The sequence below is a fragment of the Blastococcus sp. MG754426 genome (assembly GCF_021699055.1).
Taxonomy (GTDB): Bacteria; Actinomycetota; Actinomycetes; order Mycobacteriales; family Geodermatophilaceae; genus Blastococcus.
Window position 1 is genome coordinate 1 of record NZ_SSXC01000051.1, and the last position, 24,336, is coordinate 24,336.

The 24,336-nt window shown below is 69.3% G+C and carries 23 protein-coding genes and 1 riboswitch; of the genes, 19 read left to right on the forward strand and 4 right to left on the reverse strand.

What is annotated here, in order from left to right:
• From E9549_RS15600 to E9549_RS15620, 5 genes are all read left to right on the forward strand, one after another.
• A partial coding sequence (locus E9549_RS15600; protein WP_236827467.1) for a sulfurtransferase occupies positions 1-748 on the forward strand: 748 nt, incomplete at its 5' end.
• A gap of 261 nt (positions 749-1,009) precedes the next feature.
• The gene (locus E9549_RS15605; protein ID WP_236827468.1) at positions 1,010-1,384 is read left to right on the forward strand and encodes a BlaI/MecI/CopY family transcriptional regulator; all 375 of its coding nucleotides are present in this window, start codon (positions 1,010-1,012) and stop codon (positions 1,382-1,384) included.
• The gene (locus tag E9549_RS15610) at positions 1,384-2,343 is read left to right on the forward strand and encodes a M56 family metallopeptidase (RefSeq protein WP_236827469.1); all 960 of its coding nucleotides are present in this window, start codon (positions 1,384-1,386) and stop codon (positions 2,341-2,343) included. Before E9549_RS15605 ends, E9549_RS15610 begins: the two co-directional genes overlap by 1 nt.
• A 158-nt stretch (positions 2,344-2,501) precedes the next feature.
• Positions 2,502-3,323, forward strand: a complete 822-nt coding sequence (locus E9549_RS15615; RefSeq protein ID WP_236827470.1) for a F510_1955 family glycosylhydrolase — start codon at positions 2,502-2,504, stop codon at positions 3,321-3,323.
• A gap of 113 nt (positions 3,324-3,436) precedes the next feature.
• The gene (locus E9549_RS15620) at positions 3,437-3,907 is read left to right on the forward strand and encodes a TlpA disulfide reductase family protein (RefSeq protein WP_236827471.1); all 471 of its coding nucleotides are present in this window, start codon (positions 3,437-3,439) and stop codon (positions 3,905-3,907) included.
• A gap of 51 nt (positions 3,908-3,958) precedes the next feature.
• Here the strand turns inward: E9549_RS15620 and E9549_RS15625 are convergent, their stop codons facing one another.
• Entirely contained in the window at positions 3,959-4,183 is a 225-nt protein-coding gene (locus tag E9549_RS15625) for an SHOCT domain-containing protein (RefSeq protein WP_236827472.1), read from the reverse strand.
• 361 nt (positions 4,184-4,544) lie between these two features.
• Between E9549_RS15625 and E9549_RS15630 the strand changes: the two genes are divergently transcribed.
• The 3 genes from E9549_RS15630 to E9549_RS15640 all read left to right on the forward strand — a co-directional run bounded on the left by E9549_RS15630 (position 4,545) and on the right by E9549_RS15640 (position 7,632).
• On the forward strand, positions 4,545-4,829 hold the full coding sequence (locus tag E9549_RS15630) for a metal-sensitive transcriptional regulator (RefSeq protein WP_113801691.1): 285 nt from the start codon (positions 4,545-4,547) through the stop codon (positions 4,827-4,829).
• Between the two features lie 75 nt (positions 4,830-4,904).
• The gene (locus E9549_RS15635; protein WP_236827473.1) at positions 4,905-5,114 is read left to right on the forward strand and encodes a heavy-metal-associated domain-containing protein; all 210 of its coding nucleotides are present in this window, start codon (positions 4,905-4,907) and stop codon (positions 5,112-5,114) included.
• Between the two features lie 151 nt (positions 5,115-5,265).
• Positions 5,266-7,632 carry a cation-translocating P-type ATPase gene (locus E9549_RS15640; RefSeq protein WP_236827474.1) on the forward strand — a complete coding sequence of 789 codons (2,367 nt, stop codon included), beginning with the start codon at positions 5,266-5,268 and terminating at the stop codon, positions 7,630-7,632.
• Between the two features lie 102 nt (positions 7,633-7,734).
• Here E9549_RS15640 and lnt read toward each other — a convergent pair whose 3' ends face one another.
• A complete protein-coding gene (gene lnt / locus E9549_RS15645) occupies positions 7,735-9,270 on the reverse strand; it encodes an apolipoprotein N-acyltransferase (protein WP_236827475.1) in 1,536 nt (511 codons plus the stop codon).
• A 142-nt stretch (positions 9,271-9,412) separates the two neighbouring features.
• Positions 9,413-10,111: an SCO family protein gene (locus E9549_RS15650; protein WP_236827476.1), complete on the reverse strand. Its 699-nt coding sequence runs from the start codon at positions 10,109-10,111 to the stop codon at positions 9,413-9,415.
• A 336-nt stretch (positions 10,112-10,447) separates the two neighbouring features.
• On the opposite strand from E9549_RS15650, the gene E9549_RS15655 reads away from it, so the two are divergent.
• From E9549_RS15655 to E9549_RS15680, 6 genes are all read left to right on the forward strand, one after another.
• The gene (locus E9549_RS15655; RefSeq protein ID WP_113801667.1) at positions 10,448-10,879 is read left to right on the forward strand and encodes a CBS domain-containing protein; all 432 of its coding nucleotides are present in this window, start codon (positions 10,448-10,450) and stop codon (positions 10,877-10,879) included.
• Between the two features lie 120 nt (positions 10,880-10,999).
• Positions 11,000-12,376, forward strand: coding sequence for an MBL fold metallo-hydrolase (locus tag E9549_RS15660; protein ID WP_236827477.1), 1,377 nt, complete (start codon positions 11,000-11,002; stop codon positions 12,374-12,376).
• Between the two features lie 112 nt (positions 12,377-12,488).
• Positions 12,489-15,365 (forward strand): heavy metal translocating P-type ATPase, encoded by a 2,877-nt coding sequence (locus tag E9549_RS15665; RefSeq protein WP_236827478.1) that lies wholly within the window; start codon positions 12,489-12,491, stop codon positions 15,363-15,365.
• A 622-nt stretch (positions 15,366-15,987) separates the two neighbouring features.
• Positions 15,988-16,575, forward strand: coding sequence for a DUF3105 domain-containing protein (locus E9549_RS15670; RefSeq protein WP_236827480.1), 588 nt, complete (start codon positions 15,988-15,990; stop codon positions 16,573-16,575).
• A gap of 133 nt (positions 16,576-16,708) precedes the next feature.
• Entirely contained in the window at positions 16,709-17,365 is a 657-nt protein-coding gene (locus tag E9549_RS15675) for a DUF305 domain-containing protein (RefSeq protein WP_113801671.1), read from the forward strand.
• A 334-nt stretch (positions 17,366-17,699) separates the two neighbouring features.
• Positions 17,700-17,853: riboswitch (cyclic di-AMP (ydaO/yuaA leader) on the forward strand.
• A gap of 231 nt (positions 17,854-18,084) precedes the next feature.
• Complete coding sequence (locus E9549_RS15680; protein ID WP_236827481.1) at positions 18,085-19,143, forward strand: M23 family metallopeptidase; 1,059 nt, start codon at positions 18,085-18,087, stop codon at positions 19,141-19,143.
• Positions 19,144-19,300: 157 nt separating this feature from the next.
• On the opposite strand, the gene E9549_RS15685 is transcribed toward E9549_RS15680, so the two are convergent.
• The gene (locus E9549_RS15685; RefSeq protein WP_166509679.1) at positions 19,301-19,963 is read right to left on the reverse strand and encodes a TVP38/TMEM64 family protein; all 663 of its coding nucleotides are present in this window, start codon (positions 19,961-19,963) and stop codon (positions 19,301-19,303) included.
• A gap of 535 nt (positions 19,964-20,498) precedes the next feature.
• Between E9549_RS15685 and E9549_RS24510 the strand changes: the two genes are divergently transcribed.
• From E9549_RS24510 to E9549_RS15705, 5 genes are all read left to right on the forward strand, one after another.
• Positions 20,499-20,945, forward strand: coding sequence for a DUF6153 family protein (locus tag E9549_RS24510; RefSeq protein ID WP_369832236.1), 447 nt, complete (start codon positions 20,499-20,501; stop codon positions 20,943-20,945).
• Between the two features lie 81 nt (positions 20,946-21,026).
• Positions 21,027-21,632, forward strand: coding sequence for a DUF305 domain-containing protein (locus E9549_RS15690; RefSeq protein WP_113801674.1), 606 nt, complete (start codon positions 21,027-21,029; stop codon positions 21,630-21,632).
• Between the two features lie 431 nt (positions 21,633-22,063).
• On the forward strand, positions 22,064-22,315 hold the full coding sequence (locus tag E9549_RS15695; protein ID WP_113801675.1) for a hypothetical protein: 252 nt from the start codon (positions 22,064-22,066) through the stop codon (positions 22,313-22,315).
• Positions 22,316-22,874: 559 nt separating this feature from the next.
• Positions 22,875-23,753 (forward strand): potassium channel family protein, encoded by an 879-nt coding sequence (locus E9549_RS15700; protein WP_113801676.1) that lies wholly within the window; start codon positions 22,875-22,877, stop codon positions 23,751-23,753.
• 143 nt (positions 23,754-23,896) lie between these two features.
• A complete protein-coding gene (locus tag E9549_RS15705; RefSeq protein WP_236827483.1) occupies positions 23,897-24,259 on the forward strand; it encodes a helix-turn-helix transcriptional regulator in 363 nt (120 codons plus the stop codon).
• The last annotated feature ends 77 nt before the right edge of the window (positions 24,260-24,336 follow it).

Below are 24,336 nucleotides of genomic sequence, written 5' to 3' on the forward strand. Positions count from 1 at the left end.
CGACGAGGACACCACCGCCTACGACGGCGGCCACATCGAGGGCGCCGTCAAGCTGGACTGGAAGAAGGACCTGCAGGACCCGCTGCGCCGCGACTACCTCGACAAGAGCGCCTCCGAGGAGCTGCTGTCGAGCCGGGGCATCGGCAACGATGACACCGTCGTCCTCTACGGCGGCAACAACAACTGGTTCGCCGCCTACGCGTACTGGTACTTCAAGATCTACGGCCACTCCGACGTCAAGCTGATGGACGGCGGCCGCAAGAAATGGGAGCTCGACGGCCGCCCGCTGTCCAAGGACGCTCCTCAGCGCCCGGCCACGCAGTACCGGGCCTCCGAGCCGGACCTGTCGATCCGTGCGTTCCGCGACGAGGTCGTGGCCTCCATCGGCTCGAAGAACATCGTCGACGTCCGCTCGCCCGACGAGTTCTCCGGCAAGATCCTCGCCCCCGCCCACCTGCCCCAGGAGCAGTCGCAGAAGGCCGGTCACGTGCCCACCGCGATCAACATCCCGTGGAGCAAGGCCGCCAACGAGGACGGCACCTTCAAGAGCGACGCCGAGCTCGAGAAGCTCTACGCCGAGCAGGGCTACGACGAGAGCAAGCCGACCATCGCCTACTGCCGGATCGGCGAGCGCTCCAGCCACACCTGGTTCGTGCTGCGCGAGCTGCTCGGCCGGTCCGACGTCAAGAACTACGACGGCAGCTGGGTGGAGTACGGCTCGCTCGTCGGCGTCCCGATCGAGAAGTGAGCCAGACGGTCCGCGGCTCCTTGCTGCGGTAGCGGGCGGGGGTCGCGCCGAGGCGCCCCGGATAGCGAGTCGGACGATGTGCCGGGTGGCGCTGGGCTGGCGGCGCGCTCAGTCCTCACCGTAGTGCGGCCTCGCCGTCTCTTCCCCCGATGATGGAACAGCATGACGACTAACCGTGCTAGTACAGTGTGAGCGCTGGTCTGCCCTGCGTTGGGTGTGCCGACGTGTGTGAAGCGGTCTCAGCGATCGATCGATGGGGAGATGCCGGTGCGACCGTTCGGTGACCTGGAAGCTGTGGTCATGCAGTGCCTGTGGCGGCGAGGCGCGCCGGCGACCGTCCGCGAGGTGCTCGGTGAGCTGAACGGCTCGCGCTCCCTCGCGTACACCACCGTCATGACCGTCATGGACAACCTGCACCGCAAGGGTCAGCTTCAGCGGCAGATGGAGGGGCGTGCCTGGCGCTACACCCCCACCCGCACGTGGAGTGAGCACTCGGCGGCGCTTCTCCAGGAAGTCCTCGAGGAAGCGAGCGACCGGGACGAGGTGCTGATGCACTTCGTCGCCGATCTGGACCAGGACGGGGTGGCGAAGCTCCGCGCGGCCGTGGAAGCTGCCCGTCGCGCTGACGCGCCCTGATGGTCAGCGCAGGCCTGCTCGCCTTCGCGATCGTCCTGGCCGTCCTGGCGCCCAGGATGGTCAGCGCAGCCTGGGCTGATCGCGCACCCCGGCTCGCGGTCTGCGCTTGGCAAGCGACCTCGGTCGGGGTCGTGCTGGCGACGGTCCTCGCCGGCTTGACACTGCTCGTGCCGGCCACCGCGATCAGCGGGGGACTCGCTGCGTTCCTCGACGCCTGCGCCACGACGATCGCGAATGTCTACAGTTCGCCCGGTCAGGTGCCCGGGATCGTGCTCGGCGGGCTACTGGCCGTTGTGGTGCCCTCGCGTCTCGCCTTTGTGACGGTGAGGCAGGTCCGGCGTGACCGTCTGGAGCGACGGCGGTTGCGGTCGTCGGTGCTGTTGGGTGCCCATCCCAGTCCCTTGCTGGGTGCCCACGTTGTGGACTCTTCTCAGGCGGCCGCCTTTTGCATCCCCGGTCGGCACCGCACGATCGTGCTGACCAGCGCTGCCCTTGAGGGGCTGTCCGATGAGGAGCTGGCCGGGGTCCTGGCACACGAACGGGCGCACCTGCGTGGCCGCCACCACCTCCCTGTGACCGCGGCCCGCATCCTCGGTCGCGCGTTCCCGCGCCTTCCGGTGTTCGCCCATGCCAGGGCGGAAACCGAACGGCTCGTCGAACTCTTGGCCGACGATGCCGCCGCACGCGAGGTCGACCGGGTCGAGGTTGCGTCTGCGTTGGTCAGCCTGGCGGGCATGAAGGCTCCGGCCGTCGTCATGGCGGCGGCGCAGGCCGCGGGGGCGGTCCGGGTGAACCGGCTGCTCAGGCCTGTTCAGCCCCTTGCGCCGATCCATGGGTTCCTCGCCGTTGTCACCGCCGCCTTGGTCGTCGCTGCGCCCCTGGCCGTTGCGCTATGGCCCCTGCTGTCCGCTGCGTCGAGCGGGCTGTGCCTGCTGCCCGGCGAGGCGTGGTGGGCCTGAGCGGCCAGCACCATCACATGACTGCGCGACTGCCGCTTTGTGCTCGATCGATGGGAGTCCGAATGTCGCCGATCGCCCTGCTCCCTTGCCGGGATGGCCGGCCCTGCAACACGGTGGCGGGTCGCGGGGGTCGTGGCCGGCGCCACGCAACCGTTGCCGTGGCCATCGCCGGTGTGCTCCTCGCCGCCGGCTGCACGGGTGACACTGGCGACGCCGCGGCCGGTCCGGACGGTGATGACCTCACCCTCGAGCACGTGCACGGACTGGGGGTGGACCCGGCGGACGGCGCTTTGTACGCCGGCACTCACTACGGTCTGATGAAGGTGTCGCCGGACGGGGAGCTGAACCGGGTCGCCGACCGCATTCAGGACTTCATGGGCTTCACCGTCGTCGGCCCGGAGCACTACCTCGCCAGCGGTCACCCGGGGGAAGGACAATCCGGTCCGAGCAGCCTGGGCCTGATCGAGAGCACCGACGGCGGACAGACCTGGACGACGTTGTCGCTGGCCGGTGAAGCGGACTTCCATGCCCTCGATGCCACCCGGGGGCAGATCTACGGCCACAGCGGCGGCAGGTTGCTGGTGAGCGAGAACGGAACCGAGTGGACCGATCGGGGCGAGATGAACATCGCCGACCTCGCCGTGGATCCGTATGTCTCCTCGCGAGTACTGGTGACCACGGAAGAGGGTCTGGCCCTCAGCGAGGACTCCGGTGAGACCTTCGAGGTGGTTCCGGAGAGCCCTGTCTTGTTGCTCGTCGACTTCTCCTTGAGCGCCGGTGAGGCGGTGGGCATCTCGCCGGAGGGCATGGTGTATGCCAGCACGGACGGCGGACAGACATGGATGGAGCGGGGAGATGTCGGTGCCGCGCCGGAGGCGCTGGGCGTGAACGGTGAGGACGTCTACGTCGCCGTTGACGGTGTCATTCTCATCTCGACCGATGGTGGAGCGACCTTCACGGACCTGTACCGGGGGGAGTAATGAAGCCGCGAGGGCTCGGCGTACTGCTGGCGCTCGGCCTGCTCGCCGGCTGCACTCCCGATGCAACCTCGGCCGGCGACTCCGTAGCGGCTCCGGGCTCAGGGAGGCTGCCCGTGGAGACCGCGCCACCCTGCGAGGAGCTTCCCGAACAGCCTGCGGCTCCAGACGCCGAAGCTCTGCCATCGCTCACGTTTCCGTGCCTCGGCCCCGGTCCGGACGTCTCGTTGGACCGCCTGACCGGTCGACCCACCCTGGTGAACCTCTGGGCGACGTGGTGCCTGCCCTGCCGAGAGGAGATGCCGTTGCTGCAAGAGGCCTACACGCGTCACGGGCACGACGTGCGTTTCCTCGGCATCGACACCCAGGACGACCCGGAAGCAGCCGCGGCATTCCTGAGCGATCTCGGAATCGGCTATCCGCACGCGGTCGACTCGGACGCCGAGCTTCTGCGCGAGCTCGGGGTGCGGGGCCTGCCCGTGACGCTCGCGGTTGATGCAGAGGGGCGTGTGGTTGACCGTCGAGTCGGTCAGTTGACGCCGGAGGAACTGCAAGAGCTGATGGACACTCTGCTGTCCTCAGCCTGAGGAAGGGCCTCTGCGGCTGGCGTCAGGGTTCCCGGTCCGAGCTCGGGGGAATCAGGTGTCGCGCAAATCCTGCAGTCGCTGGCGGAACTCTTCGCTGTCCAGCTCGCCGCGGGCATACCGCATCCGGACTTCGTCCTCGGCGGACCGGTCCTCGCGCCCACCGTTGCCCCCTCGGTGTGCCGGTTCAGGGCGGCGGACTGCCTTCACCACGAGGACCACGGCTATCGCGACCAACGCAATCAGCAGGACCGTCCACAGGAGCATGCCCAGGCCCATGCCCCACATCCCCATCATGCCCATATCTCCACCCACTGCGATGACCTCCTGGTGATTCTCGGCAGGCTGGTACTAAATAACATAGTAAGCTTGTCTCGCGGGGGCTTCCGGGCGGGGCCGCTCCCGGCTGAGTCGATGGTGCCCGTCACCGCCCCGAGCTATCCGTCACGGGCGCCGGTTTCGCTGAAAGGGCGGTCCGTGTACGGAAGGAAGGACGGATCTCGCCGGTCACCACTCCTACCTCGACCGCACTGTGCTGACAGCGGGTCGCGTCCCTCCGCGAGTACGGCGGGGGGTATCTGCGTTGGGCCGGACTGAGCGACTGAGAGGCGGAGGCGCCGTGGAACCGCTGGAGGGGCAGATGTCCGAGGGGTACATCCGCCGCAAGGACGATCACCTGAAGCGGCTACGGCGGATCGAGGGTCAGGCTCGCGGGCTTCAGCGGATGGTCGATGACGAGGAGTACGGCATCGACATCCTCACCCAGGTCTCCTCCATGACCCGGGCCCTGCAAGCCGTGGCGCTCGGTCTGCTGGACGAGCATCTACGCCACTGCGTTCTGCAGGCCGCCGACCGCGGTGGCCGAGCGGCCGAGGACCAGCTTCGGGAGGCATCGGAAGCCATTGCCCGGCTGGTGCGGTCGTGAGCCAGTGGCAGACCTCGCCAGAGGGACGGCGCGCCCCATAGACCTGCCATCAACGATCGAGAGGACATTCGTCCGATGAGTACTTCGACCTACACCGTGGTCGGCATGACCTGTGGGCACTGCGTCTCTGCTGTGACCGAGGAGGTGAACGAGCTGCCCGGCGTCACCGCCGTGCAGGTGGATCTGGCCACCGGGGGGCTCAGCGTCACCAGCGACACCGCAGTTGATGAGTTCGCCGTACGCGCGGCTGTGGAAGAGGCGGGGTACGCACTGGCTGACCGCTGACCGCTGACCGCTCAGCTGCCTGGCGCCGCCGTCGTGAGGACGAGGGCGGGAGCTGTGCGCCAGGTTGGCCGCCGGGCGTCCTCCCATGACCGGCAGGCCGGCGGTGCTGCCACCAGCCACCTGCCCGGCAACCCCGCTACCAGGAGGATCGATGAGCTCCGCAACCCGTGATGGCACCACGCCTACTGGGGAAGAACAGGTCGAACTGGCGATCAGCGGCATGACCTGCGCGTCCTGCGCCGCACGGATCGAGAAGCGGCTGAACAAGCTGGACGGCGTCACGGCCACGGTCAACTATGCGACCGAGAAGGCGAAGGTCAGCTATGCCCCGGGTGTGACTCCCGAGGACCTCCTGGCGGCGGTGCAGAAGGTCGGCTACACGGCCCGGCTGCCGGAGCCACCACGGTCGGCGGCGGACGACATCGAGCCCGGGCCGGCGGCCGACGACGACGTGCGCGAGCTGCACCACCGGCTGCTGGTCTCGACCGCGCTGACGGTCCCGGTGATCGCCATGGCGATGATCCCGGCCCTGCAGTTCACGTACTGGCAGTGGTTGTCCCTGACCCTGGCCGCTCCGGTGGTCGTGTGGGGTGGCTGGCGGTTCCACGAGGCGGCCTGGGCCAACCTGCGCCACCGCGCGGCCACCATGGACACCCTGATCTCGATGGGCACGCTGGCCGCTCTCGGCTGGTCGGTCTATGCGCTTTTTTTCGGGACCGCCGGCGTCCCGGGCCTGACCCACGAGTTCGAGTTCTCCGTCGCGCACACCGACGGCAGCGCCAACATCTATCTGGAGGCCGCCTCGGGTATCGCCACCGCGTTGCTCGCAGGGCGCTACTTCGAGGCGCGCGCCAAGCGGCGTTCGGGTGCGGCGCTGCGCGCACTCCTCGAGCTCGGCGCCAAGGAGGTGTCCGTCCTGCGAGACGGGCAGGAACACCGGATCCCCGTCGACCAGCTCGCGGTCGGTGACCTGTTCGTTGTCCGGCCGGGGGAGAAGATCGCCACCGACGGCGTGATTACCGAGGGAGCGTCCGCGGTGGACGCGTCCATGGTCACCGGTGAGTCGGTACCCGTGGAGGTCGGGCTCGAGGATGCGGTCGTCGGCGCCACGGTCAACGCCGGTGGTCGTCTCGTCGTGCGCGCGACCCGGGTCGGTGGGGACACCCAGCTGGCGCAGATGGCACGACTGGTCGAGGAGGCCCAGAACGGCAAGGCCGAGGTCCAGCGCCTGGCCGACCGCATCTCCGGGATCTTCGTCCCGATCGTCATCGCACTGGCAGTGGCGACCCTGGTCTTCTGGCTCGCCATCGGCGGGGGCGTCGGCATGGCCTTCACCGCGGCCGTCGCCGTGTTGATCATCGCCTGCCCCTGCGCCCTGGGTCTCGCCACTCCTACAGCGCTGATGGTCGGTACCGGCCGTGGGGCTCAACTGGGCATCCTCATCAAGGGTCCGGAGGTGCTCGAGTCCACCCGCCGCGTGGACACCGTCGTCCTCGACAAGACCGGCACGGTCACCACCGGGCGGATGACCCTGCTCGACGTCGCCGTCGCTTCGGGAGAAGACGTCAACGAGGTGCTGCGGCTCGCCGGCGCGCTGGAGAACGCCTCGGAACACCCGATCGCTCAGGCCATCGCCGCCGGTGCCGCGCAGCGGACGGGGCAGCTCCCGAGCGTGGAGGGCTTCACGAACATCGAGGGGCTCGGCGTTCAGGGAGTCGTGGACGGCCACGCGGTCCTGGTAGGACGCGTCCGGCTGTTCGCCGACTGGGCGCAGCAGATACCCGCCGACCTCCAGCAGGCCAAGGCTGCAGCCGAGGAGGAGGGCAGGACCGCCGTCGTGGTCGGCTGGGACGGCGCTGCCCGCGGCGTCCTCGTCGTGGCCGACGCCATCAAGCCGACCTCGGCCCAGGCCATCCGGCAGTTTCGCGACCTCGGACTCACGCCCATCCTGCTCACGGGGGACAACGAGACCGTTGCCCGCTCGGTCGCCCAGCAGGTCGGCATCGACGAGGTGTTCGCCGAGGTCCTCCCGCAGGACAAGGTCGATGTCGTCAAGCGACTCCAGGACCAGGGCAAGGTCGTGGCGATGGTCGGTGACGGGGTGAACGACGCCGCCGCCCTTGCTCAGGCGGACCTCGGTCTGGCCATGGGGACCGGCACGGACGTCGCCATCGAGGCCAGCGACCTGACGCTCGTCCGCGGCGATCTCCGAGCTGCAGCGGACGCCATCCGGCTCGCACGGAAGACGCTGTCCACCATCAAGGGCAACCTGTTCTGGGCCTTCGCCTACAACGTCGCCGCACTTCCACTGGCGGCCGCCGGGCTGCTGAACCCGCTCATCGCCGGGGCGGCGATGGCCTTCAGTTCGGTGTTCGTCGTCTCCAACAGCCTGCGGCTGCGCCGGTTCAAGGCTCTGGCGTCGGACCGTGTCGACGGGGGAGCCGTGGCGGACCGCTCGCCGGAGGGGGCGCCCGTGACCGACGGGCCGGTTCCGGATCCCAGCATCTCCTCCCGCTGAGGTCCTGTCGGCGGCCTGGCGAACGGGGCGGCGCCGAGGAAGCCGATCGGGCGTCCTCCCGGCTGATCCGGGAGGCGCCTGATCGGCGTTCCCCGGTGCGAGCTACGGGTGCCCGGCGTCCGCAGCGGACTGCCGCGGTCGGCGTCGGAACGCCGTCCCCACCAGGATGAGGGTTGCCAGGGCGATGACCGGCAGATCCCCGGAGCGGGCGTACGGCGTCAACCCGACGCGCAGCGGAATCCTCTCCCTGAGGAGCGCTGCTGTCCCCAGGTCGCTCCTGGCGATCACCTGTCCGCTGGGCAGGATGACGGCGGAGTAGCCGGTGGGCGCAGCCTGCAGGACGGTGCGGCCGAACTCTCGGGCCCGTAGTCGAGCTGCGGCGAGCTCGGCTGCCGGCACCTCCTCGGTGACGAAGGATGCGGCGTTGGTGGGAACCAGGACCACCTGTCCGCCCGCAGCCACGGCCTCCTGCACCCGGTCGGCGAAGAAGACCTCGTAGGAGATGACCACCCCGAGCGGCCCGGCGGGTGACTCGAGGAGTGCTTCTCCTTCGCCGACGATCGCGTCCCGCGGGACCAGCGCCGTGGCATCGGTGACCTTCTCCAGGAGGCCTCGGGCGGGAATGTACTCCCCGAACGGCACCCGGTGCTCCTTCTCGTACCGGGCCAGCCGATCGCCGTCCGGTCCCCAGAGGACCGCAGCGTTGCGGAATCCGTCGCCCTCGGTCTCGACGATGCCGACGACGACAGGTGCGCCCAGCTCCCGGGCCAGCTCGGCCAGGGCAGCCCCTGTCAATGTCGCACCGATCGGCCCGTCGACGTGGACGACGTTCTCCGGGAGCAGTACGAGATCGGGGGAGCCGCTGACGTCCCGGGCCAGGTCGAGATGGCGCTGGGTGACTGCGTACGCGTCGGAGTCAACCGCCCGCTCCCCGAGCGGACCGCCGCCCTGCACGACGACCGCATCCAACGTCCCCGCGTCACGAGTCGTGAGGTTCGACCCGACGGCGACCGGGAGGACGCTGACGGCCAGAGCCCCGCCGGCAGCAACGGCCCGGCGACGTCGATCCGGCAGGACGAACAGCGCCGCAAGCGCGACTCCCGTAGCTGCCGCCGCGCCGGTGACCAGGAGCGAGCCACCGAGCGCGGCGGCGCCGAGAAAGGGCCCGTCGGGCTGACTGAGGGACAAGGCGACGAGCGGAAAGCCGCCCAGCGGGAACCGGGCCTGAACGGCTTCGAGCAGCACGAGGGCAGCCGGGAGCGCCCACCATCCACCGGACCAACGGCCGTGCGCGGCAGAGGGAACCAGTGCGGCGGCCCCGGCGAGCAGTCCGGCTTCGAGGGCCGCCACTCCGAGATACCCGGCGACGTGGAACTCGAGCAGCCACGGGAGCGTGGCCCCGTAGAGGACCAATCCTGTCGTCGCGCCGAGGAGGAGCCGGTCCCTCAGCGGCCGGTTGTACAACGCGACGGTCAGCGCTGCAGCGCCCACCGACAGCAGTGGCCACCACCCACGGGGCGGCGCGGCCAGTGCCCAGGCGGCGCCGGCAGCAACGGCGAGGGCCATGCCTGCCAGCCGGGTGACCCTCTTGCCCTCCGGTGGGACCTGGGCGCCCGTGGGTGCCCGGTCCGACGTCACGGGCGGGGATGGTTGCCTCACCGGCTCCTCCCCGTGCCTGGCGAGCGGGGAATCGAGGCCCGAAAGTGCACCCGAAGGCAGAAGAAATCCCGGTGAAGAGGACCTCGGCCGCGCTCACCCTGGTCCCGGTTGGATCCCGCCCTCACCCGGCAGCGGCGAGCTCGGTGAGGTCCTCGGCGTACTGCTCGGGTGTCGTGCCGCCGGTGTAGACGATCGAGCGGTCGCCCGGACCCCAGACATAGACGGCACCAGCGTGGTCGATCCCGTACTCCTGGTGGGCATCGTCCCCGTCGTGGGGATGCGCCGGGGCGTCGGAGACGGCGGGGACCTGCGCGGTCTCGGGGAGGTACAACTCGGTGAGCGCAGCCGCGGTGGCTTCGTTTCCCCCGATGAGCCCGGTGAACTCCGGGTCGAAGCGGTCGAGCCACTCGCGCAGCTTCTCGGGCGTGTCCCGGGCGGGGTCCTCGGTCACGAACACGACCTGCACCCGGTCCTGTACCTCTGGCGTGAGCATGTCGTGCGCGAGCGACAGGTCGGCCATCGTCGTGGGGCAGACGTCCGGGCAGTGGGTGTAGCCGAAGAACAACATGGTGATCTCGTCCTCCGGCCGGTCGCCGATGTCGAACGGCTCACCACTCGTTGTGCGCAGCTCGAGGCTGGGACGAGGCCGCGGGGGATCCATGAGTGTGCCGTGAAAGCCGTCGTCGTCGGCGATGATGGATACCCCGTTCGCTGCATCCGCATCCCCCGGGTCCCCGGCGTCCGCACCGCAACCGGCCAGCACCAGGCTGCCGAAGAGAACCGCAACGCTCGCTGCCGTGCCACCGCGGACCACGCGCACAGGACCTCCCGGGAAGTACAGGCGGCCGCGACGGGATGCTGACCCCTAGGCGACATAGTAAGCAGCGGCTCGTGAGGCCAGCCCACCCGTCAGGTGAGGGCAGGAGCACACGGTCACCAAGCCAGACGCGCTGACTCAGGGTGGCATCCCGGTGTGAGGCCAGAAGCGGGGACCGGCCTTCACCCGGTGCAGAGACGTGGACGGTCGGCCGGACCGGCAGTGTCGTCGGCCGGACCGGCAGTGTCGACAGAGGAACCCGACGGACGCGAGTACCGAGTACGAGTCCGGGTAGTAGTCGAGGGTCCGGCTGCCACGATCTGTTCAAGGGAGTGCCCAGTGCGCGTATCCGACGTCATGACCGCTGACCCAACCTGCTGTTCGCCGGAGACGACGGTCCGGGAAGCCGCCGAGCTGATGGCCGACAACGATTGCGGCTGCCTGCCCGTCGTGGACGACGCCCGCCACGTCGTCGGCGTGGTGACCGATCGGGACATCACCTGTCGGTGCGTGGCCCAGGGCAAGGACCCAGAAACGCCGGTCGCCGAGGTGATGACATCCCAGGCCAGCTGCTGCGGTCCCGACGACGACGTCGATGAGGTCGCGCGGATCATGAGTGACAGCAAGATCCGGCGGGTGCCGGTGGTCGATGCCGGCGGCTGCTGCGTCGGCATGGTTGCCCAAGCCGATCTCGCCCGTACGGACCAGCAGCAGGCCGGGAACGTCGTCGGGGAAGTCTCGGAGCAGAGCCAGTCGTCCTCACGGGCCTGAGAGGGAATCCTCCAGCCGCCGGGCGGATGAGACCGTGGTCGGTCGTGCCGCGGGCACCGCCCAGCGGCATGTGCGGGGCAGTGCCATCCGCTCTGATCGCCTCCGCACGGAAGGACCGCGATGACCGTCGTAGACACCATCGAGACATCGAGCCTGGGCGACCGCAGCTACCTGGCGACAGACGGCGAGGTTGCGGTGGTGGTGGACCCGCAGCGCGACATCGACCGGGTGCTGGCCCTGGTCAACGCACAGAGGCTGCAGGTGACCCACGTGCTGGAGACGCACATCCACAACGACTATCTGACCGGCGGACTCGAGCTCGCCGCTCGGACGGGCGCCGTCTACGTCCTGCCGGCCGACAGCGGGGCGGAGTTCGACCACCTCAGCGTCGAAGACGGTGACGTGCTGGAGGCCGGGGCGATGCGACTCCGGGTCATGCACACCCCCGGCCACACCCACCACCACGTCAGCTACGCCCTCCACGAGGCCGACGGGCAGGCCGTCGGCGTGTTCACCGGTGGATCGATGCTCTTCGGGGCAACTGGGCGCACCGACCTGGTCAGTCCGGAGGACACCACCGGCCTAACCCACGCCCAGTACCACTCGGTGCAGCGGCTCGTCCGCGAGCTGCCGGCCGAGGCGGAGGTCTTCCCCACCCACGGCTTCGGCAGCTTCTGCTCCGCGACTCCGACCAGCGGCACCGCCTCGACGGTGGGGGAGCAGGTCGGGGCGAACCCGGCCCTGACGCTGGCGGAGCAGGAGTACGTCGACGCCCTGCTGGCCGGACTCGACGTCTATCCGGCCTACTACGCGCGGATGAGCCCGATCAACCGCAGTGGCCCGCCGGCGGTGGACCTCTCCCTCCCACAGCGGGTCGACGGCGCTGAGCTGCGCCGGCGGATCCAGGCCGGGGAGTGGGTCGTGGACCTGCGTCACCGAGTGGCCTTCGCGGCCCATCACCTGCCTGAGTCGCTGAACTTCGAGCTCGGTACCAACCTCGTCACCTACCTCGGCTGGCTCTACCGCTGGGACGCCCCGCTCACCCTGATCGGGGAGAGCGAGCACCAGATTGCCGACGCTCGCCGAGAGCTGATACGGATCGGCATCGACGAGCTGGCCGGCGCCGCTATCGATGACATCGAAAGCCTGGCCGATGACGGGGCGCTGCGTTCGTACCGGGTGAGCGACTTCGCCGGCCTGGCCACCGAGCTCGAACGCGGACCGGTGCAGATCCTCGATGCTCGCCGCGACGACGAGCGCGCCGCCGGGTTCGTTCGGAGCTCGCGGCACATGCCCCTGCACCAGCTCGCCGACCGGCTCGATGAAGTTCCCCAGGGCGAGGTCTGGGTCTACTGCGGGTCGGGCTACCGGGCTTCCATCGCAGCGTCGGTCCTCGACCGACCCGGCCGCCAGGTCGTGCTGGTCAACGACGACTACGGCAGCGCCAAGAAGGTCGGGCTGGAGGACGAACCCCGTGGTGGAGACCGACGGTGGTGACGGCGGACTCATGCGCTATCGGGATCGATTCCCCCGGTCTGAAAGTGCGCGGCAGTGAGCACTGGAGAGCAGGACGCCGCACCTGTCCCGCGGGCTCGGCAAGGAGGAGAACGTGACCACCACTGAGCTGATCGTCGTCGCCGGTGGCGTCGCCCTCACGGGGGCTCTGGCCTGGTACTTCTTCGCCCCGCGCAAGGCCACGCATGCCGAGGTCCACGACGGGCGTCAGGTCGTCGACATTACCGTCAAGGGCGGATACTCACCGAGCCTCATCCGGGTCGAGGCCGGCTCCCCGGTGCAGCTGCGGTTCCATCGCCAGGAGAACAGCGACTGCACAGCCCGGGTGGTGTTCCCCGACTTGCGCAAGAGCGCCTCGCTGGCCGCCTTCGGCACGACGACGATGGATCTCGCCATCGACCAACCCGGTGAATACGGTTGGGCCTGCGGGATGAACATGCTGCACGGCACCCTCATCGCCGAGGAAGGCGGCGAGGGTGACGGGCTCCGCGCCAAGGCCGAGCGGCCCGAGACCCCCTTGGCGTCACCAGAACAAGGCGGCGGCGACGTTGTCGAGGCCGCCCGAGGCGTCACGCAGGAGAACCGGGAGACCGCTCGCGCCGTCGGCGTCGGACCCCGGGTCGACGACGTCGCGAGGTGCGAACGGGCCGAATTCCTGCTGCCCGGCGCGCTCCGCAGCCTGCCCACCGACGTGGCACGTGCTGAAGCGCAGCTGCGAGCTGTCGGGGGCGTCGACTCCGCCCAGGTGAACTTCGGCGCGGAACGCGCGGTGATCATGTACGACCCGACGCTGGTCGACGTGGACGGGCTGACGGAGGCGGTCGCGGCCGCCACCGGCTTCCCAGCCCGGCTCCGGGCGGAACCCGGAGCCGCGTCGACCGAGAACGCCGAGGCGGAGGCGCACCGCGAGGAGGTTCGCGACCTGACTCGGCGCGTCACCGTCGGTGCAGTTCTGAGCCTGCCGGTGGTGTACGCGACGATGGTCGGGCACTTCATCGGCGGCCAGTACGTGCCCGACCTCCTCGAGAATCCGTACATCCAGCTGCTGCTGACCCTGCCGGTGTTCTTCTGGGTCGGCTGGCCGATCCACACCACCGGATGGCGGGCGCTGCTCAATCGCAGTGCCGAGATGAACAGCCTCATCACGCTGGGGACCATCGCCGCGTTCGGCTACAGCCTCGTGGTCACTGTGGTGCCAGGGGTCCTGCCCGAGGACGTGCGCGAGGTCTACTACGAGGTCGTCTCGGTCATCATCACGCTGATCCTCCTCGGCCGGCTGGTCGAGGCCCGCGCCCGGGCCGGCACCGGTGACGCCATCCGTGCCCTCGTCGAGCTCACCCCGGCTACGGCCCGCGTGCTCCGTGACGGCGAGGAGGTCGAGGTCGGCGTCGACGAGGTCGAGGTCGGCGACGACGTGCGCGTCCGACCTGGCGAGAAGATCCCGGTCGATGGCGAGATCGTTGACGGCGGCTCCACGATCGACGAGTCGATGGTCACGGGTGAGAGCGTCCCGGTCAGCAAGGCGGCCGGCGACGAGGTCATCGGTGCCACGGTGAACCAGACCGGCGCCTTCACGATGCGGGCGACCAGGGTGGGCTCGGAGACCGCCCTCGCCCAGATCATCAAGCTGGTCCAGGAGGCGCAGTCCTCCAAGGCACCGATCCAGCGGCTCGTCGATGCCGTCGCGAGCTACTTCGTGCCGGCGGTGGTCTTCATCGCCATCGCCACGTTCGTGTTGTGGTTCGTGTTCGGCCCGGCCCTGACCCTCGCTGTGATCGCTACCGTCAGCGTGCTGATCATCGCCTGCCCGTGTGCTCTGGGGCTGGCCACCCCCCTGTCGATCATGGTCGCTACCGGCAAGGGCGCCCACGCGGGGGTTTTGATCAAGAGCGCCGAGGCGTTGGAGACCGCCCACAAGCTGGACACGGTGGTGCTCGACAAGACGGGCACGATCACCCGGGGCGCACCGGCGCTGACCGACGTGATCGCTGTCGCCGGGCAGGACGAGCGAGAGGTGCTCGGTCTCGTGGCCTCTGCCGAGGCGGACAGCGAGCACCCGCTCGCCAGTGCGATCGTGGCCGGAGCCCGTGAGCGCGGACTCGACCTCGTGCGACCGACCGCCTTCGACTCCGTCACCGGCAAGGGTGTTCGGGCGACGGTGGACGGACAGGAGGTGTTGATCGGCAACGGCCGCCTGCTGCGGGACGCCGGCATGGGGACCGGCGAGCTCCAGGAGCATGCCCATCGGCTGGCCGATGACGGGAAGACCCCGATGTTCGTCGCCGTCGCGGGACGGCCCGCCGGGCTCATCGCCGTCGCCGACACGATCAAGCCGGACTCGGTCGCGGCCATCCAGGCGCTGCAGGACCTGGGACTCGAGGTGGCGATGATCACCGGCGACAACGAGCGGACGGCTCACGCGGTCGCCCGCCAGGTCGGTATCGACCGCGTCCTCGCCGAGGTGCTGCCGGAGCAGAAGGCCGCCGAGGTCCGCAGCCTGCAGGACGAGGGCAAGCTCGTGGCGATGGTCGGCGACGGTATCAACGACAGCCCTGCACTGGCCCAGGCCGACGTCGGTATCGCCATCGGTACCGGCACCGACGTCGCCATCGAGGCCGCCGACGTCACGCTCATGTCGGGCGAGCTGAGAGGTCTGGTGAGTGCGATGGCGCTGTCCAAGGCCACCATGCGCAACATCCGGCAGAACCTGTTCCTGGCGTTCGGGTACAACACCGCCGCGATCCCCATCGCCGCCGGCCTGCTCTACCCGGTCACCGGTGCCCTGCTCTCACCGATGATCGCTGCCGCTGCCATGGCACTGTCGAGCATCAGCGTCGTGGTCAACGCCGCCCGGCTCAACCGGTTCACCCCGCCGCGGGTCGTCGCCACCGTCCACGAGGACCGCGGGACGACGGCCAAAGATCCCTCCACCGGTGCTGTGCTGGCTCCCCGGGAAGCGAAACAACGGTGACCAGTCGTGCTCCTGATCTCCGCCGCAACGGTGTTCGGGATGCAGATCTCGCAGCGCGGGCCCGGTGGCACTAACGCCGCGGAGCGACCGTAGAGGAGTGACGACTGCGATCTTCCGGCGTACTGAGCCAGGTGTGTTCCAGGTGCAACCAGCGACGACCACCCAACCGGCCGGCCAGACGCCCAGTTATCAAACGAGGTGGGGACCGGGAAGCTCCCGACAGTCGCGGCGCGCGACCGCGTCGTCCGGTAGTGGCGGCAGCAGCGCCCACTATCCAGTATAGTAGGCGAGTCCCGCGGCTCCGCCGTGCGGTGACACCATGCCGCCGGCCGGCCTCCCGGGCTCCTGTTTCTAGGGCGTCCATGGGCGGGAGTGCCTCTGGTGGAAAGCAGCGACCACGTCGCGGACTGGCAGCGCGCTGTTCGCTGAGTTGGCCACCGGCGCCTCCGCGGCCTCGGATGCACGTAGAAGGAGAGCCGTGGGCAAGGACCAGGAAGCTCGCAAGGACCGTCGGGCTAGTGGATCAAGCCGATCCGGGGGCCGTCCCGGAGGACGCGGCCGTCCGCAGGCGAGCGTTGTCACCGCGCAGCGACCGTGGGGACTGATCGCTGCGGCGATCGCCGTGGTCGTCTTCGCCGCGGCTGTCATCAGCTATGCCGTGGTGCAGGTCGACAAGGCCGAGGCCATGCGTGTCGATTCCGTCGAGGAGATCGACGGCATCGAGGTGTTCGACTACGCCGCCGGCCAGGAGCACGTGAGCAGCGAGGTCGACTACGACCAGACGCCTCCGGTGGCCGGGCCGCACGACGGGGTGTGGGCCGACTGCACTGGGACCGTGTACGAGGTCGACATCCGGCACGAGAATGCCGTGCACAGCCTCGAGCACGGCGCTGTGTGGATCACCTACGACCCGGAGGTGGTCTCCGAGGACGACATCGCCCTGCTCGCCGAGGTCGCTGACGAGTCCGGCCGGATGCTGTCGCCCTACGTCGGCCTGGATTCGCCGATCAGTGTCCAGTCCTGGAACCACCAGCTGAAGGTCGACTCTGCCGCCGATCCACGCATCAAGCAGTACGCCGATTTCATGACCTTCAACGCCGAGCTCTTCCCCGAGCCGGGTGCCACCTGTCAGAGTCCGCAGTTCCTGGCCGACCCGCTCGTGGAGGACGGCGCCGCTCTCGACCCCGACTCCGGGACGTCGGCGCCGTGATCAGCTCGGCGCCCCGCGCACGCACCGCCAGGTGGAATCGCCGGCGCGTCAGCGGGAGCGATCGACAGGCCATCCAGTTCCAGACGAGTGCCGTGCCGGGCGAGCGAATCGGCGATCAGACCGGTGGAGAGGGATGGTGACGGGAAAGACGACCGCTCGGTCGGGGTATCGCCCGCTGCGGGCTTTTCTGGGCGTGGTCATCGCAGTCGGGCTGCTGCTGCTCGGCGGCGGAGCGGCTGTGGCACTCGGTCTGGGTCGGGACGAGGCGCCCGGCGCGGATTCCGTGGACGCCGGCTTCTCGCGAGACATGTCCCGCCATCATCTGCAGGCAGTCGAGATAGCCAACCTGGCGTTCGAACGCACCGAGGATCCAGAGATCCGCCAGATGGCGTTCGACATCTCGGCCACACAGACCAATCAGGCCGGGCGCATGCAGGGCTGGCTGTCGCTCTGGGGGATCCCACCCACTGGTGGTGAGTCGATGGCCTGGATGGCGACCGACGAGCACGCCGGCCACGACGCGGCCATGGGGGCCGGCGGCCCGATGCCAGGCATGGCCACCGAAGAGGAGTTGACGGAGCTGCGGGATTCGTCGGGCACGGCATTCGACCGACGCTTCCTGCAGTTGTTGATTCGTCATCACCAGGGTGGTCTGGAGATGGCGGAGTCGGCTGCGGATCGCGCCGAGGAGCAGGCGGTGCGCAGTCTCGCGGGCACGATCGCCAAGACGCAGGCTGCCGAGACCGTCACGATGACGAAGATGCTGAGCGCCCGCGAAGGCGAGCCCTGACCCGAACCCTGAGGCGGGGCCAGGCTCTGCACTCCCTGGTGGGATCGGCGGAGAGCACTTCCTCGGATCGATCTTGGACGATCAGGAGCCTGCTGAAGATGGGTCCTTCCGGCCGCAGCCCCTTCCTATCCTCGGCCTCGCGACAGGCGTCCTGCTGGGCCCTCCTGTTTCGCCGAACCTCGCGCTGCCTGCAGATCGCCCCGCTCGGTCGTGGGCCGACGGTGCCTTTGCTGGTCACCCCGGCCGCCGTTACCTGACCGTGACAAACTATTCGCTGTCGTAGTAGCGTCTCGCCCGGTCCGACCGAGCCCACGCCCCTCGACCGAGGGGCCTCGGCCGGATCCCGCCGAACTGTCGTCGATGACCGTCACGACGGACCGGGGACCCACCATTCCCTCGGGGTGAATCCTGCGCACTGCCCGGTGCCAGGTAGGGCGCCTTCCCGCCCGAACCCGTCAGCTAACTCGGTAGGCGGCGCGAAGGAAACGGAGCTCGTCGCGTTGGCGACCCTGCATGCACAACCTGTCCGCGACGACCTCTCGCCACGTGAGCGACCTGAACCCCTCCGCCGGCGACGCCCTCTTGGCAGGACCATCGCGGGCTCCACGCTGGCTGCCCTGACTAGCGTCGCAATCAGCATTTCGATGACTCCAGCCGTCGCGGCACCGGGTGACGAGGCTGCAGCCGCACGGTCCGACCGTGACGCAGCGGCAGCTGAGGTGCGACGTCTCGAACAGCTGGTCGCCGAGTCGGAGGACGAGCTCTCGCGCTTCACCGTCGAGGCCGAGGCCGCAGCGGACACCTCTCGGCAGGCACAGGAGGAACTCGCCGCCGCACAGGCCGCAGCGTCCGCCGCGGAGGCAGAACTCCAGACCGCCACAGCCGCGGTGGACCAGGCGCGGGCCGGAGTCGCCCGTCTGGGCCGGGAGACCTACATGCGAAGTGATGCCCTGGAGACTGCGGCGGCCTTGCTGGACTCGGCCGGCCCGGCGGAGTTCCTGCAGCGAGCGTCCACCCTCGAGATGCTGACCGACGATCGCGCGGCCGAGCTCACCGAGTTCCGTGCGCTGGAGCGGGAGAAGGCCGAGGCTGGACGTGCTGCACAGACGGCCCTTTCAGAGCGCGACCAGGCGGCGGCCGGAGCGGCTGAGCTCGAGGCCGCCGCGCAGGCGCGGCTGGTTGAAGCCAAGGACGCCTACGACAGCGTCACCTCCGAGCGAGCTGCACTGCAGGGCCGGCTGCAGCAGGCCGAGATCGCACTGCTCGAACTCGAGGGCGCCGCTGACGGACGAGCCGCGTGGGCGGACCGGATCAACACGGAGAACGCGCAGAGAGACGCACAGGCTGCCGCTACAGCGGCGGCGGCTGCCAGTGGTCGCGCAGTGGCTCCCACCACCGGTCGCGTGACCTCCTGCTACGGCTCTCGCTGGGGAACCATGCACTACGGGGTCGACATCGCCGCGCCCATCGGCACGCCGATCTATGCGCCCGAGGCGGGGCGGGTCCTCCAGGCCGGTCCGGCCAGCGGCTTCGGGCTAGCCGTATACGTCCAGCATCCCGACGGCTCGATCACTGTCTACGGGCACATCAACGACTACTTCGTCCAGGCCGGCCAACAGGTTTCGATCGGCCAGCAGATCGCCGAGGTCGGCAACACCGGCCAGTCAACTGGCCCTCACCTGCACTTCGAGGTGCGTACCGGTGGGCTCAACGCCAACCGAGGCAACCCGATCCCCTGGTTGGCGGCGCGCGGGGTCTCTCTCGGCGGAGGATGCTGAGCGATCGGCAATCTCGTCACGGTAGGCATCTCAGGGGCGGAGGGGGCTCATGGGCATACCCGTCCATGAGCCCCCGCTTCTGTGCGGCCGGATCTTTCGCCGGTCCGCTGGCAGCAGCCCCGGGTTGCCTGGAGCGGGCCGGATGCGCGTCGCTGCGTCAGCCCGGAGGCGGGGCGACGGTCGAGCCCGGGACGGTGCCCGGCTGGTTACCTGGTCGCCGCGTGGGCCGCCAGAAGTGGCCCGCCAGCACTACGACTGACAGGACGGCGCTGACGGTCAGCAGCGGCGGGATCAGATGCGTCCACGAATCAATGCTCGCCACGGAGGTGCCAACGCCGACGTACAGCACCGACCACGGCACGAGCCCGACTGCGGTCCCCAACAGGTAGGGGCCGAGCCGGACGCCGCTCAAGCCGGCCGCGTAGCTGACGAAGACGAACGGGGCCACTGGCATGGCCCGCGCAACGAGTACCGAGACGAAGCCTCGTTGGCTCACTGCCCGGTCCAGCCGAGCCAGACGCGCGCCGGCCAAGCGGACTACGGCGTCGCGGCCCAGCCAGCGGCTCAGGACGAAGCCGGCCAGACCACCGAGCATTCCGCCGGTCATCACCACCGCGAGCCCCGCAGGGAAGCCGGCAACGGCACCGACCAGGACGGACAGCGCCGTCCGGGAGATCGGGGTCAACAACGCAACGGCGACCCCGAGGACCACCATGGCCCACCTCACCCCGCCGCCCTCAGATAACCAGGCGCGCATACCTTCGACGCTCGGCAGGTCGACCGATACGGCAACCGCTGTGCCGATCAGCAGGACCACCACCGCGGCAAGGACACGCACCGAGACGCGCCGGGGGAGTGGGCTCATCCCGTCACCCGGATAGGTGGCTGCCCCGTCGTCCGGCTGGAGCGGCGCGCCTTCCCGAGGTGTCGCCTGCGGACCAGTCGCATGAGGGGACCGACCAGCAGGACCAGCGCCATGGCCGCGAGCACCGGTACATCCCCCGTGTACACGGAGTAGAGACTATTACGTCTGGTAGTAGCCGACCGTGGGAGTGCCCCGGCACGGTCAGGTCAACTTCGGTGAGCTCCGACACCAATAGTGCTCCCAGTACTGCACCGACTTGAACTCCACGAAGCATCGCTGCTGAACGACGCTGCGACTCGGCCGGTGAACACTTGGGCGACCCGCATCAGGGTTGGGATCATCTCCTCCGTCGGCAGGTCGTCCCGCCGAACATCGCGAACTCTCCGGATGGCATCTCCGGCAGCCCCAGGCGCCGTCGGTTTGTCTTGGCGGCTTGCTACTACGTGGGCCAGTACCCTGAGATCGGTTCGTGAAGGGGGTGATCGTGCCAGTGCGCAAGCTGTGGATCCTGTTGTTGTTCGCCGGTGTCCTGTCGATGCACGGCGCCCAGTACGTCCTCAACGAGCCGGGGGGCAGGGACAGCGCCACGGCGGGCGCCGACCACTGGATCGGTCACCCATCCGCAGCGTCGACCGCGTTCAGCTCAGATTCTTTGCTCAGCGGTCCGCCCGTGGCCGCCCCCATCGAGCATGTGGCGGCAGTAGCCGGGATTCCGACGCCGGGTGACGCACCAGACCATGGTCTCACTGACCACACGTGGTCCCTGTGTCTCGCGATCCTTCTGGCCGGGATCGTCGCTCTCCGGGCAACGAGTCGACTTCGGCGCGGTGCCTCGTCGGTCCGGTGGGCCGTCGAACGCGGGCGACGACTGTCGATGGGCTGGTTCAGGCCTCCACGACCACCGGAACTTGCGTCGCTGTGTCTTCTGCGGATCTAGGCCGACCGATCTGGACCCCGCCGACCAAGGCGTCGGAGGGATCAAACGGCACGCCTACACCGCAACCAACAGGAGACTGCAATGACCCGCACCACTGCACGACTCGTCCGGCTCACCGGCGGACTCATCGCCGGGACGATCATCCTGACCGGCTGCTCGGACAGCTCCGGTGGCTCCTCCGCCGGCAGCAGCTCGGCGGCGGAGAGTCCTGCGACTGAGGAAGCAAAGTTCAACGATGCTGACGTCGCCTTCGCGCAGGGCATGATCCCGCACCACGAGGGGGCGCTCACCATGTCAGAGGTCGCTGCCGAGCGAGCCACTGATCCCCGGGTCGTCGACTTAGCCGACCGCATCGAGGCCGGGCAGGACCCGGAGATCGATCTGTTGACCGGGTGGCTCGAGGAATGGGGGGAGCCGCTGGAGTCCAATGGCATGGGCGGCATGGACCACGGCTCCGACGACATGGGCGGCATGGACATGAAAGAGATGCCCGCCGCGGGTCCCGAATTCGACCGGATGTGGCTGCAGTCCATGATCGAGCACCACAGGGGTGCTGTGGAGATGGCACAGACCGAGCTCGAAGATGGACGGAACACTGAAGCGCTCGAGCTGGCCCAGCTGATCAGCGAGACGCAGATGCAGGAGATCGCCGAGATGGAGGCCCTTCTCAGCGAGCTCGGCGGCTGACATCCAGCCTGGTGCTGCCGGTCACTGACCGGCAGCACCAGGTGCCTGTCACCCTCCAGCTCCAGCCTCCCAGGGCATCCGTCGGTGAGCCGACGCAGCGGGCTCCGATTGATGTGGTCAGTCAGCGACCGCTCACCTGTGTGATCGGCTCCTCCCGCCGCTGGCTGCCGCAGCTTGTCGCTCGGCCGATGACGACCGTCGACCTGGGGCCGGGACCATTCCCGCCCGTGGGCGTCCGTGGCTTGCGGATCCCTACGGGGCGGCACGGCCTTCTCGATGCCTGCCGGGTGCACTGCCGGCGGAGGGGCCCATCTCCCCACCAGGACAGGCTGCGACGATCCGCCGCCCTCGACCGTTGCCGCTGTCAGAGGCGCACTCCCCTTGCGGTGAGGGTGTGATGGACCAGCCCACTTGACCCCTACGGTCAAGGTGTGAACCCCAACGCCATTCACAGCGTGGAGCTGTCGGGACACGACCTGATGATGCTCAGGGCAGGGCTGAAGGCTTACCTGCAAGCGTTCACACAACACCGCCAGGTCGATGAGGGCGCCACCCACCCTGACGACGAGTGGCGGCGGCTCCAGCGGCAGGTCGGGCACCTCATGTGGCGGCTCGAGGAAGCGGGCGTCGAGACCGGGACCACCGTCGTGCACAGTGATGAAGCCGTGGACCCGGACGGTTAGGCGACCCTTCCGGCAGTCCCCAGTGACCAGCAGAGTCCCCAGGGCGATGAGCAGTGCGCCACCGACCCGCGTGGCGGTGGGCGCGTGCCGGCGGGCGAAGCCGGAGAGGGTCAGGGCGCGGCGGGCGCCGAGGGCGACCAGGACGAAGGGGATACGCAGCACCCGGCGGTAGGCGGCGGCGAGCACGGCGCCTCGGCCCGCGCAGGGCTGGGTGTACGCGAGGATCGAGCTGGCTCGGCTCATCAGCGAAATCCAGACCCGGAGATGCAGCAGCTGCTCACCGAGATCGGCGGCTGATCCATCGCACGTGGGGTGCGGTGAGGTCGGGGCTAACCGCACCCCGCCAGCCGGGTGCCTCTGGCGTCTGGCGGGCGCCCGGTGAATGTCGTCCCTGCTCGCCGAGTGTTCGACGCACTAGCCCGCGGGTACCGGCATCATCCGTAGATCCGTACGGCCATCGCTCGCGCCAATTAGAGCGGCGATCCGCACGGCAGGGCCGCGAACGGGTGCGGGGCGCAGCAGGTGCGGCCGGAAGCCTCAGGCGGCAGAGAGGATCTTGATGGACTGGCTGGTGACGGCCGCAGGTGCAGTGCTGGTGCTGTTCGTGCTGCGGGACATGTTCCACACCATCTGGCACCCCAGTGGGCAAGGGTCGCTCAGCCGGCTGGTCATCCAGCTGGTCTGGCGGGGGTCCCGCGTCATCAAGAGCCGCCGGCGACAGAGCTCGGTGGTCGGTCCCTTCGCGATCCTGTGCGTGATCCTGACGTGGATCACCATCATCCTCGCCGGCTGGACCTTGGTGTACTGGCCCCACATGTCCGACGGATTCTCCTTCGGCTCGAGCCTGCAACCGTCCGAGCGAAGCGACATCCTGGACTCGCTGTACCTGTCCCTGGTCACGGTGGCAACACTCGGCTACGGCGACATCGTGCCGGCTTATGCCTGGCTGCGGCTGGCCTCGCCGCTGGAGGCCCTCATCGGCTTCTCACTGCTGACCGCTGCGGTGACCTGGATCCTGCAGATCTATCCGGCTCTGGCCCGCCGCCGGACGCTGGCGATCCGCCTGTCCCTGCTCCGCAAGGCCGAGGCCGCCCAGGCCCTGTCTGCGATGGACTCCTCTGCGGCGGCCACGCTGCTGGAGACGCTGGCCGGCGAGCTGGTCCAGGTCCGTGTGGACCTCACCCAGTACGCCGAGACGTACTACTTCCGCGAGGCCGACGACGTGGCGTCCCTGCCCGCGCAGCTGCCGTACGCGCGTGAGCTGGCGGACCGCGCCGCTTCCTCTGGTCGCGACGACGTCCGGCTGTCCGGCACCATCCTGAGAGGAGCCGTCGAGGACTATGCGTACCTGCTCACCCAGCAGTTCCTGCCCGCCTCCGGGGATCTCGCGGCGACTCTCCAGCGCTACTCGGACGACCACGGCTACCGGGTGTCCTGAAGCCAACGCCGCGGTCGGTGATGCTCGGGAGAAACCGACCGCCCACCGCGAAAGGTGCATGATCACACCCGCACGTGGCTATGTCGCCGTCCATGGTCTCGAGTTCAGAGGCGGACGTCACCGACGGGCCTCATCCCCACCCCGTGGACCCCGAGCGGGTCGAGGCCGCGCGCCGGCGGTTGCCGTCCCGGGACGAAGCAGCTCAGCTGACCAGCATCCTGAGCCTGATGGCCGACCCCACGCGTTCTCGCCTGCTGTACGCGCTCGACGTGGTCTCGGAGATGTGCGTCGGGGACCTGGCGATGGCGCTCGATGTGAACGAGGACGCGGCCAGCTACGGCTTGCGCGTCCTCCGGACCGCCGGCCTCGTGACCTACCGCAGGGAGGGTCGGGTCCTGTACTACCGACTGGCCGAAGGCTTTCCCGATCCTCTGCGGGAGCACTGCCTGCGACGGCTCATCGAGCTCGCCCAGCGGGCGCCGGAGGAGCCAGACGACGACCGGTGACAGGCCGGCCCGGGAGGCCCCTGCTCGCCGCCCGGCCCTGGGGGTGCTCTCCTCGGCCCCGGGCACGGACGACGAGC